This is a genomic window from Luteimonas sp. Soil_N_1 (genome assembly GCF_057656255.1).
This window is the reverse complement of the sequence record NZ_JBDGKS010000001.1, coordinates 2,279,058-2,289,935: the sequence shown is the minus strand read 5'-3', so window position 1 is coordinate 2,289,935 and position 10,878 is coordinate 2,279,058. Positions and strand designations below refer to the sequence as shown.

Sequence of the window (10,878 nt, the reverse complement as noted above, 5' to 3'; positions counted from 1 at the left end):
GGATGGCCGGGCAGGGCGTTCCGGCGTCAGACATGTGGCGCCATGGATGGCAGCAGAAGTGCCTAGACCGAGTGCTTTTGAGCCGAAGTCGACGCGAGAATCCGATCTGAAGTCGCACCCGTCCGAACCACGGAGCCACCGCACCGCATGAAGATCCTCGACACCCGCGCCCCACGCGCGCCTGCCGACACCGACATGACGCAGGCTGACGCCGCCATCGCCTCGTCCGAGCGTTCCCGCATCGCACGCGTCGCCGGCATCGCCGCGCTGACGACCGCACTCGCGGCCTGCAACGTCGCCCCGACGCCGGCTGGCGACACCGCCGCGCCCGCAGCAGGCGAGGGCGTCCGCATCCTCGACGACTTCGACGATCCGTCGACGTGGACCGTCGTGACCTCGAACCAGGTCACCGGCACGCTGCGTCAGACCGATGTCGAAGGCGGCAAGGCGCTGTGTCTGGACTACGATTTCAACGGCGTGTCGGGCTATGTGGGTCTGCAGCGCGACCTCTCATTGACCTATCCGGACAATTACCGCTTCGCGTTCCGCATGCGCGGCGAATCACCCGCGAATGATCTGCAGTTCAAGGTCATCGACGCCAGCGGCGACAACGTGTGGTGGGTCAACCGGCCGAGGTACGACTTCCCGACCGACTGGATCGACGTCCGCTACCGCAAGCGGCACATCGACAAGGCCTGGGGTCCGGAGCAGGACAAGACGCTGCGCGCGAGCGAGAAGCTCGAGTTCACGATCTACAACAACGCCGGGGGCAAGGGCACGGTCTGCTTCGACCAGCTCACGTTCGAAACGCTGCCGCCCGACGACACCTCGCCGCTGACCGCCAGCGCCGCGTCGACGACGACACCCGATGGCGTCGGCAACATCGTCGACGGCAATGCGGAGAGTGCGTGGACCACCGCAGCAGCGCCGCAGAATGCGGTGCTCGATCTCGGCGCGCTGCGCGAGTTCGGCGGCCTGCGTCTGCAGTGGCAGCCGGGTCGTCACGCTTCGAGCTACGCCGTCTCGCTGTCCGACGATGGCGAGCAGTGGACCCGGGTGCGTGAAGTGACCGAAGGCAATGGCGACGTCGACTGGCTGGCGCTGCCGGAAGCCGAGGCGCGCTACATCGGCCTGGACCTGCGCGCAGGACCGGCAGACGGCTTCGCGCTGGCGGAAGTCGCAGTGCAGCCGCTGGCGATGTCGGAGCATCCGAACGACGTGCTCGAAGCCGTCGCGGCGGACCGGCCCAAGGGCCAGTTTCCGCGCGGCTTCAGTGGCGAGCAGGCGTACTGGACCATCCTCGGCCTCGATGGCGGCCTGCAGCAGGGTCTGATCGGCGAGGATGGTGCGATCGAAGTCGCCGCCGGCGGGTTCTCGATCGAACCCTTCGTGCGCGTCGGCGACACGCTGGTGACCTGGGCCGATGCGAAGATCGCGCAGTCCCTGCAGGACGATTACCTGCCGATCCCCAGCGTCGACTGGACCCACGAGGCTTTGAATCTGCGCGTGACCGGCTTCGCCCGCGGCACGCCGGAGGATTCGCAGCTGGTCGCGCGTTACAGGCTCAGCAATCCGGGCGACGAGGCGCGCGACTACCAGCTCGCGCTCGCAGTGCGACCGATGCAGGTCAATCCGCCGACCCAGTTCCTCAACATCACCGGCGGTGTCAGCCCGTTGCGCCAGCTCGCCGTCACCACCGACGGCGTGCGCGTCGACGGCAGGCCGCGCGTGTTCGCGCGCCAGCCGGCGCAGGCCGCGTTCGCGACCACATTCGATGCCGGCATGGACGTCGAGCACCTGGCGACCGGCACCTGGCCGACGACGACCGAAGTCGAAGATCCGCAGGCGATGGCCTCCGGCGCGCTGGTCTACAGCGTGCGTCTGGCGCCGGGCGAATCGCGCGACTTCGATCTGCTGATTCCGATGACCGGCGAGATGGCAAGCGCGCCTGCGAACTGGAACGCGCAGTCGATGCAGGATGCGATGGCGCGCGAATGGCGCGGCAAGCTCGACGAGGTCGGCTTCGACGTGCCGGCCGCGGGCAAGGAACTGGCCGATACGCTGCGCACGTCGCTGGCGCACATGCTGATCTCGCGCATTGGCCCGCGTCTGCAGCCGGGCACGCGCTCGTACGCGCGCAGCTGGATCCGCGACGGCGCGATGATCTCCGAAGGTCTGCTGCGCATGGGCCGTCCGGAAGTGGTCAAGGCGTACGTCGAGTGGTACGCGCCGTACCAGTTCGACAACGGCATGGTGCCGTGCTGCGTCGACGATCGCGGCAGCGATCCGGTGCCGGAGAACGACAGCCACGGCGAACTGATCTTCAACATCGCCGAGTACTGGCGCTACACCGGCGACGACGCCTTCCTGCAGAAGATGTGGCCGCACGTGCTGGGCGCGTACACCTACATGGAAGAGCTGCGCGCCAGCGAGCGCACCGAGGAAAACCGCGAGCTCAACGCGGCCTTCTACGGCATGATGCCGGCCTCGATCAGCCACGAAGGCTATTCGGCGAAGCCGATGCACTCGTACTGGGACAACTTCTGGGCGCTGCGCGGCTACAAGGACGCGGTGGAGATCGCCGAGGCGCTGGGCAAGCCCGATGATGCGAAGCGCATGGCGGCGTCGCGCGACGAGTTCCGGGTCGATCTCGACGCTTCGCTGCGCAGCGCTGCCGAGCAGCACGGGATCGATTTCCTGCCCGGCGCCGCCGAGCTCGGTGATTTCGACGCGACCTCGACCACGATCGCACTCGCACCGGGCGGCGAGCAGGGCCGGTTGCCCGAGCCGCTGCTGACCAACACCTTCGAACGTTACTGGACGAAGTTCGTCGACCGGCGCGACGGCACCGAGGCGTGGAAGGACTACACGCCCTACGAATGGCGCAACGTCGCCGCGTTCGTGCGTCTGGGCTGGCGCGAGCGCGCCAACGAAGTGCGCGAGTGGTTCTTCGGCCATCGTGCGCCGCAGCCGTGGAACCAGTGGGGCGAAGTGGTGACACCGACGCCGCGCGTGCCGTTCTTCCTCGGCGATCTGCCGCATGCCTGGGTGGGGTCGGACTTCGTGCGTTCCGCGCTGGACATGTTCGCCTATGTGCGCGAGGTCGACGACAGCCTGGTGCTGGCAGCCGGCGTACCGGCCGACTGGCTGGACGAGGGCGTCGCCCTGCGCGGCATGCGCACGCCGCAGGGCACGCTCGGTTACTCGCTGCGTCGCGACGGTGATGCGCTGCTGCTCGAGATCGCGGCGGGCAGCGGCCTGCCGGACGGCGGCCTGGTGTTGCAGTGGCCCTACGCCAGCGTACCGGGCGCGACCACGATCGACGGCCAGGCGGCGCAGTGGAATGGCAACGAACTGCGGATCACGCGGGCGGGCGCCCGGGTGCGGATCGACGGCGCGGGCTGAGGCCTGCAGCGGAACCGTCGGGCGCGTGGAAGGCCCGACGGTGAAGCGCCCGCATGGTGCGGGCGCGGTGTGTCCAAGGTTGGAACAGGGGCGGGCGCCGATGCGCGCCGCCCGCTTCCGGACCGGTCAGCCGCGCGCGTCGCGCACGATCTGCGCCGCACGTGCAGACGTTTCGCGCACACGCGCGTAGTCGCCGGCCGCGATCCAGGCCTTGTCGAGCATCCACGAGCCACCGATGCACAGCACGTTGGGCTGCGACAGGAACTCGGCGGCGTTGGATTCGGAGATGCCGCCGGTCGGACAGAAGCGCATGTCGTGCAGCGGGCCGGCGAGGCCCTTGAGCATCGCCAGGCCGCCGACCGCGTTGGCCGGGAACAGCTTGCAGTTGCGGAAGCCCAAGTCGTACAGCGCCATGAATTCGGTCGGCGTTCCTGCACCCGGAACGACCGGAATGTCCGCATCCGCCAGCGCCTGTGCCAGCGGCGCGGGCGTGCCCGGCGTCACCAGGAAATCGGCGCCGGCGTCGATCGAGTCGCGGATGTTGTCGGCGTTGCGGATGGTGCCGGCGCCGATGACGATTTCCGGCCGCTCGCGCTTGAGCATCGCCAGCGCGTCGATCGCGACCGGTGTACGCAGGGTGAGTTCGAGCGTGTTCAAGCCGCCTTCGAGCAGTGCATCGGCGATCGCGCGCGCCTCGTCGAGGGTGTGCACGGTGATCACCGGCAGCACGCCGGCCGTGCGCAGGAATTCGGCGGCGCGCTGCTGGCGCTCGGACATGGTGGAAACGTTGGGCATCGTGTCAGGCGTCCTTGGAATCGTGTGGGGCATCGAGCGCTGCTTGATCGGCGCCCAGGTCGTATTCGGCATCGTAGTGCCACGCACTGCCGTCGGTGGTGGCCGGGCCGCAGGAGATCGACAGCGCGCCCTGGTCGGCCGGTGAGACGTTCGCGCGGTTGAAGCCGAACAGGTTGCGGCCGTGGTCGGTCGGCGCGGGCGCGGTATCCGGTGCGGCGATGCGCGTCTGCCATTCGGCAGGATCGACTAGCGCTTCGAGCGTGCCGGCCTCGCCGTCGAGTCGGATGATGTCGCCTTCGCGCACGAACGCGAGCGGCCCGCCACGTGCGGCCTCGGGCGTCATGTGGATCGCGGCGGGAATCTTGCCCGACGCGCCCGACAGGCGACCGTCGGTGACCAGCGCGACGCGCCGGCCCTGGTTCTGGAGCATGCCCAGCAGCGGCGCCAGCGAATGCAGTTCCGGCATGCCGTTGGCCTTGGGGCCCTGGTAGCGCACGACGGCGACGAAATCGCGCGGCAATGCGCCGGCGGCGTGCAGGCGGTTGAGTGCCTGTGGCGCGTCGACGACGACGGCCGGTGCTTCGATCGTGCGGAACTCGGGCTTCACCGCCGACAGCTTGATCAGCGAACGGCCCAGATTGCCGCGCAGCAGACGCAGGCCGCCGTGCGCTTCGAACGGGGCGGACACCGGACGCAGCACGCCGTCGTCGCCGCTGACCGCCGGGCCGGGTTCGTAGCGGATGCGGTCGCCGTCGAGCTTGGGCTCTTCGCCGTAGCGGGCCATGCCGCCGTCGACGATCGTCGGCAGATCGCCGTGCATCAGGCCGGCGTCGAGCAGTTCGCGGAACACGTAGGCGTTGCCGCCGGCCGCGTGATAGCGGTTCACGTCGGCTTCGCCGTTCGGATACACGCGCGCCAGCAGCGGCACGGCCTGCGAGAGCTGGTCCATGTCGTCCCAGGTCAGCACGATGCCCGCCGCGCGCGCGACCGCGATCCAGTGGATGGTGTGGTTGGTCGAGCCGCCGGTGGCCATCAGCATCGCGACCGCGTTGACGATCGCGCGTTCGTCGATCAGCTGGCCCAGCGGGCGGTAGTCGTCGCCGAGCGCGGTGATCGACAGCGCGCGTTCCACCGCCTCGCGGGTGAAGGCTTCGCGCAGCGGCGTGCCCGGATTGATGAAGGCCGCGCTCGGCAGCTGCACGCCCATGGCTTCGAGCAGCGTCTGGTTGGAGTTCGCGGTGCCGTAGAAGGTGCAGGTGCCGGGGCCGTGATACGAATCGGACTCGACCTGCAGCAGTTCCTCGCGCGTGGCCTCGCCGGCGGCGTAGCGCTCGCGCACTTCGGCCTTGGTCTTGTTCGGGACACCCGGTGTCATCGGGCCGCCGGGAATGAAGATCGCCGGCAGATGGCCGTAGGCCAGTGCGCCGATCAGCAGGCCGGGCACGATCTTGTCGCAGATGCCCAGATACACGCTGCTGTCGAACATGTCGTGCGACAGCGCGATCGCGGTGGCCTGGGCGATGACGTCGCGCGAGAACAACGACAGTTCCATGCCGGCGCGGCCCTGGGTCACGCCGTCGCACATCGCCGGCACGCCGCCCGCGACCTGCGCAGTGTGGCCCAGCGCACGCGCGGTCTGGCGGATGAATTCCGGATACGGCTCGTAGGGCTGATGCGCCGACAGCATGTCGTTGTAGGCGGTGACGATGCCGAGGTTGGCGGTCGGCCCGTTGCGCAGGCGCGACTTGTCGACCGGCCCGCAGGCGGCGAAGCCGTGCGCGAGATTGGCGCAACTCAGGTGGCCGCGCAGCGGCCCTTCGTCGCGCATGCGCGCGATGCCTTCGAGATACGCCTGCCGCGACGGCGCGCTGCGCTGGCGGATGCGTTCGGTGACGGAGTGGACGACGGGATGCAGGCTCATTGGCGGCGGCGATGAGAGGAACGGGCGCCCGGGGGACGGGCGGGGGCGCGCGGATCGCACTGCGCGCGACGGTCGAGCGATGTGTGCGTCACGGGCACCAGTGGACGTGCAGCTTCGCGCCCGGCGTGGTGAAGGCGATGCGCGCGGGATACTGCGTGGCATCGTCGTCCTGCAGCAGCTGGTCGAGCAGGGCGCGCTTCTTTTCGCCGCGGATCAGCAGGATGCGCGTATGCGCCGGCGCCAGGCCCGCAGGCGTGAGGCTGATCCGGCGGCGCCATGCACCGGCACCGGGACTGCCGGCCGCGTCCACGCCCACATAGGCCTCTGTCGACTGGAGCGCGGATTCCAGATCCACCATGCCCGGGAACAGCGACGCGGTATGGCCGTCGTCGCCCATCCCCAGTACGACCACGCCGGCAGGCTGGCGCGCATGCAGGTTGGCGGTGGAGACGGCTTCGTCGAACGGACGGCCGGCCCGGGTGAGCGTTTCCAGCCGCGCCTTCTGCGCCTTGTTCTGGATCAGCGTGTCGCGCAGCAGGCGTGCGTTGCTGTCGGGGTCGTCAGGCAGCAGCCAGCGCTCGTCGACGAGGGCCACGTCGACGCGGTCCCAGGCGAGCGGCGACTTCGACAGCGCCGCGTATACCGGCCCGGGCGTCTTGCCGCCGGACAGCAGCAGGCGCGCACGCGGCTTCTGCTCCAGGTCACGGGCAATGGCGGACGAAATCGCAATCGCGGCGCCCCAGGTCCACTGGGTCGCCGATTCGTAGGCGTGCAGCTGCATGCGCCCATCGTCGCCGATTCCGCCGGCGATGCCAAAGGCCGGTGCGCCGGTCGGCGTCATGCGGCGGCCCTGCGCGTGGCGATCGCGGCCGCGCCGAGCAGGCCGGCATGCGGATGCAGCACCGCGACGCTGGGCACGCGGCCCATGTTCGGCGAGAACCGGCCCTTGTGTTCGAAGCGCTGGCGGAAGCCCGAATGACGGATCGAATCGAGCATCTTCGGCACGAGCCCACCGGTGAGGAACACGCCGTCCCAGGCGCCCAGCGTCAGCACCAGATCGCCGGCGATCGCGCCGAACACCGCGCAGAACACATCGACCGCGCGCGCGCAGCGGGCATCGCCGTCTTTCGCGCGTGCGGTGATGTCCGCCGGCTGCATCGGGCCCGGATCGACGCCTGCGATCTCGCTGAGCGCGCGGTGGATGTTGACCAGGCCCGGGCCGCAGACCAGACGCTCGTTGGAGACGCGGCCGAACTGTGCCGACAGGCGTTCGAGGATCGCGGTCTCTTCCGGTGTGCCGGGCGGGAAGCTCACATGGCCGCCTTCGGTTTCCAGCGGGTAATGCCGGCCGTCGCGGATCACCAGTCCGCCGACACCCAGGCCCGTGCCCGGGCCGATCACCGCATACGTGCGCGGGGCACCGGTCTCCGTGGGCACCGACCAGGGCACGCCACCGACGGCGCTGAAATCGCCCGGCTGCAGCAGTGGAATGGCCATCGCCTGCGCGGCGAAATCGTTGGTCAGCACGACATCGTCGATGCCGAGGCGCTGTTGCGTGCGTGTGCGCGAGATCACCCAGGGATGGTTGGTGATGCGTGCATCGTCGCCATCGACGCGCCCGGCCACCGCGAGCACGGCGCGCGGCAGTGCGCCTGTGCCGTGGCCGGTGTCCTGGAGATAGTGAAGCGCCGCATCGGCCAGCGACGGGAAGTCGGAGACCGGAAAGACCTGGACGGTCTCGAGTTGCAACGGGGTTGCGCTGGTGGTGTCGGCCAGCGCGAAACGTGCGTTGGTGCCGCCGATGTCGGCGAGCAGGGCGAGTCCAGCCGTCACGGCTTGCGCCCGTTATGGGTGGTCAGCGTGCGCGGCAGGAACGGCTGCGCCTCGGCCGGGCCCCAGCTGCCGGCCGGGTAATCGCGCACCGGCGTACCCGCTTCGCGCCACGCGGCGCTGACGCTGTCGATCCAGCGCCATGCGGCCTCGACTTCATCGTCGCGCACGAACAGCGTCTGGTCGCCCTTGAGCGCATCGATCATCAGACGCTCGTAGGCGATGCGGCGCTTGGGCGGCAGCATCGCCAGATCCAGCGACATCGGCTGCAGCTCATTCGCCGCCCATTCGGACGCGGCAAGGCTGCCCATCAGACCGAGTTCGATCGTCTCCTCCGGCTGCAGGCGCACCCGCAGCTGGTTGGCCCGCGCGCGCTTGCGCTCGCCGGGCCCGAACAGCCAGTGCGTAACCGGCTTGAACGTCACCACGACCTCGGTGGTGCGCGAGGGCATGCGCTTGCCGGTGACGAGGCGGAACGGCACGCCGGCCCAACGCCAGTTGTCGATCCACGCACGCAGGCCGACGAAGGTTTCGACATCCTCGTGTCCGCCGTGCTTGAAGCCCTGCACGGCCTGGCCATCGACGACCCCCGGGCCGTAGCGCCCGCGTACGCTGTCGGCGTCGGCATCGGCGGCGGTCATCGGCCGCAGGGCGCGTAGCACCTTGCGCTTCTCGTCGCGGATGCTGTCGGTGTCCATCGCTGCCGGCGGTTCCATCGCGATCAGCGCCAGCAACTGCAGCATGTGGTTCTGCACCATGTCGCGCAGCGCGCCGTAGTCGGCGTAATAGCCTTCGCGCCCGTCCACGCCGGCGGTCTCGGCGACGATGATGTCCACCGATTCGATCCAGCGCCGCTCCCACGTCGCTTCCAGCAGCGTGTTGCCCAGACGCAGCGCGAGCAGGTTCTGCACCGGCGCCTTGCCCAAGTAATGGTCGATACGGAAGATCCGCGACTCGTCGAGCGCGGACTTCAACGTCGCGTCGATTTCCTGCGCGCTGGCCAGGTCGTGGCCGATCGGCTTCTCCAGCACCAGCCGCGATGGCGCTTCCAGCAGGCCGGCGGCCTTGAGACCGCGGCACGCGGAGGCGAACAGGTTCGGCGGCGTCGACAGATAGCTGACCGCCGGCCGGTCGGCGAAGCGCGACAGCGACGCCGCCATCGCATCCGCATCGCCGAGGTCCACCGGCACGTACTGGATGCGGCGCAGCAGTTCGTCGACCAGCGCGGTGTCGTATTCGTCGTCGAGGCGGCCCCGCAGCCAGTCGCGGAAGCTGGCGTCGTCGTGCGCGCTGCGCGCAATCGCGATGACGCGGAAGTCGTTCGGCAGCAGCCGGTCGCGCAGCAGATGCAGCAGCGAGGGGAACAGGTAGCGTTGTGCCAGATCGCCGGTGGCGCCGAACAACAGCAGGGAATCGTGCATGGGCGCCGGTACCGTCTCGGGTTCAGGAAAGGGAGTCACGGAGTGTGTCGCCGGAGGCGCCCGGACCGCAACGTGCATGCGACCGGGGCATCGGGTGGGGCGAGGCCGCTCGCGCTGCGGGTCGCAGGCGACGGGCGCGTACGCGGATGGATCCTGTCGTCTGTTGCACCACGCTGTGCCTCCCACACGTGTGCCGGCTGGATTGGAAACGATTACATGCCAGAATAGCGCAATTGCATGACCGCACACGGTTCACGGGACCGGCGGCAGGATGCGATCCACGACGGGTTTGCGACACACGGGAGCGTGCATGGCACAGGTGCGGTTCGACGCGGTACGGAAGGTCTACCCCAACGGTTTCGTCGGCGTGGCCGGTGCGACGTTCGAGGTCGCCGATGGCGAGCTGCTGGTGCTGGTGGGCCCGTCGGGCTGCGGCAAGTCCACGCTGCTGCGCATGGTCGCGGGACTGGAGGCGATCAGCGACGGCACGCTGACGATCGGCGAGCGCGTGGTCAACGACGTGGCGCCGAAGGATCGCGACATTGCGATGGTGTTCCAGAGCTACGCGCTGTACCCGCACATGAGCGTGGCCGAGAACCTCGCGTTCGGCCTGAAGCTGCGCGGCCAGTCGAAGACCGAGATCGCCGCGCGCGTGGACGAAGCGGCGCAGGTGCTCGAACTCGACAAGGTGCTCGACCGCAAGCCCGGCCAGCTTTCGGGCGGCCAGCGCCAGCGCGTCGCCCTCGGCCGCGCACTGGTGCGCCAGCCGCAGGTGTTCCTGCTCGATGAGCCGCTCTCGAACCTCGACGCCAAGCTGCGCAGTGGCATGCGCGTCGAGATCGCACGTCTGCACCGCAAGCTCGGCACGACGATGATCTACGTCACCCACGACCAGATCGAAGCGATGACGCTGGGTCAGCGCATCGTGGTGCTGAAGGACGGCCACATCCAGCAGATCGACACGCCGATGGCGCTGTACGAGCGGCCGGCGAACCTGTTCGTCGCGACCTTTCTCGGCAGCCCGGCCATGAACGTGCTGCGCGGCGCGCTGGCGCAGGGCGCGGGTGGCTGGACCTTCGATGCGGGCGCGGGCATCACCCTCGCGCTCGGCGATGCCGGGTTCCCGGCCGACTGGAACGGCCGCACGGTCGATCTGGGCATCCGCCCCGAACACCTGCTGCCCGCGACCGGTGCCGAGGCATCGCTGTCGCCGGTGGTCGAAGTGGTGGAGCCGGTCGGCAGCGAAGTCTTCGTCAACCTGCGCCTGGGCACCCACGCCCTGATCGCGCGCCTGCCGCCTGACCGCGTGCCGGTGCCGGGCGAAACCCTGTCGCTGACGATCCCGGTCGGCCGCGTACACGCGTTCGATGTCGAGAGCGGCGAGCGGCTGGTGCAGTCCGCGGGCTGAGTGCTTCGTCCTTCTTCCCTGTCGGGAAGAGTCTGCGTGACTGCGGAGACGCGTGCCTCCGCTGTCTGCTGCGGTGGCGTTGCCTCGCTATACTGACC

The 10,878-nt window shown here is 69.4% G+C and carries 7 protein-coding genes; 2 read left to right on the top strand and 5 right to left on the bottom strand.

What is annotated here, in order from left to right; all coding sequences use genetic code 11:
- Window positions 1-147 precede the first annotated feature (147 nt).
- The gene (locus AC3A4E_RS10515) at window positions 148-3,405 is read left to right on the top strand and encodes a discoidin domain-containing protein (protein WP_487631426.1); all 3,258 of its coding nucleotides are present in this window, start codon (window positions 148-150) and stop codon (window positions 3,403-3,405) included.
- A 126-nt stretch (window positions 3,406-3,531) separates the two neighbouring features.
- Here the strand turns inward: AC3A4E_RS10515 and AC3A4E_RS10510 are convergent, their stop codons facing one another.
- The 5 genes from AC3A4E_RS10510 to zwf all read right to left on the bottom strand — a co-directional run bounded on the left by AC3A4E_RS10510 (window position 3,532) and on the right by zwf (window position 9,372).
- A complete protein-coding gene (locus AC3A4E_RS10510) occupies window positions 3,532-4,182 on the bottom strand; it encodes a bifunctional 4-hydroxy-2-oxoglutarate aldolase/2-dehydro-3-deoxy-phosphogluconate aldolase (protein WP_487632051.1) in 651 nt (216 codons plus the stop codon).
- A 22-nt stretch (window positions 4,183-4,204) separates the two neighbouring features.
- Window positions 4,205-6,121 carry a phosphogluconate dehydratase gene (gene edd / locus AC3A4E_RS10505; RefSeq protein WP_487631425.1) on the bottom strand — a complete coding sequence of 639 codons (1,917 nt, stop codon included), beginning with the start codon at window positions 6,119-6,121 and terminating at the stop codon, window positions 4,205-4,207.
- Between the two features lie 88 nt (window positions 6,122-6,209).
- Window positions 6,210-6,962: a 6-phosphogluconolactonase gene (pgl, locus tag AC3A4E_RS10500; RefSeq protein ID WP_487631424.1), complete on the bottom strand. Its 753-nt coding sequence runs from the start codon at window positions 6,960-6,962 to the stop codon at window positions 6,210-6,212.
- Window positions 6,959-7,954, bottom strand: a complete 996-nt coding sequence (gene glk, locus AC3A4E_RS10495) for a glucokinase (protein WP_487631423.1) — start codon at window positions 7,952-7,954, stop codon at window positions 6,959-6,961. The genes pgl and glk overlap by 4 nt, the downstream gene beginning before the upstream one ends.
- Entirely contained in the window at window positions 7,951-9,372 is a 1,422-nt protein-coding gene (gene zwf, locus AC3A4E_RS10490) for a glucose-6-phosphate dehydrogenase (RefSeq protein ID WP_487631422.1), read from the bottom strand. Before zwf ends, glk begins: the two co-directional genes overlap by 4 nt.
- A gap of 310 nt (window positions 9,373-9,682) precedes the next feature.
- Here zwf and AC3A4E_RS10485 point away from each other — a divergent pair, with 310 nt between their 5' ends.
- A complete protein-coding gene (locus tag AC3A4E_RS10485) occupies window positions 9,683-10,780 on the top strand; it encodes an ABC transporter ATP-binding protein (RefSeq protein ID WP_487631421.1) in 1,098 nt (365 codons plus the stop codon).
- Window positions 10,781-10,878 lie beyond the last annotated feature (98 nt).

What these genes read in the sequence shown, in the direction of transcription:
- edd (WP_487631425.1), bottom strand. Translation starts at nt 6,121, where the DNA reads ATGAGCCTGCATCCCGTCGTCCACTCCGTCACCGAACGCATCCGCCAG.
- zwf (WP_487631422.1), bottom strand. Translation starts at nt 9,372, where the DNA reads ATGCACGATTCCCTGCTGTTGTTCGGCGCCACCGGCGATCTGGCACAA.
- AC3A4E_RS10510 (WP_487632051.1), bottom strand. Translation starts at nt 4,182, where the DNA reads ATGTCCGAGCGCCAGCAGCGCGCCGCCGAATTCCTGCGCACGGCCGGC.
- pgl (WP_487631424.1), bottom strand. Translation starts at nt 6,962, where the DNA reads ATGACGCCGACCGGCGCACCGGCCTTTGGCATCGCCGGCGGAATCGGC.
- AC3A4E_RS10515 (WP_487631426.1), top strand. Translation starts at nt 148, where the DNA reads ATGAAGATCCTCGACACCCGCGCCCCACGCGCGCCTGCCGACACCGAC.
- AC3A4E_RS10485 (WP_487631421.1), top strand. Translation starts at nt 9,683, where the DNA reads ATGGCACAGGTGCGGTTCGACGCGGTACGGAAGGTCTACCCCAACGGT.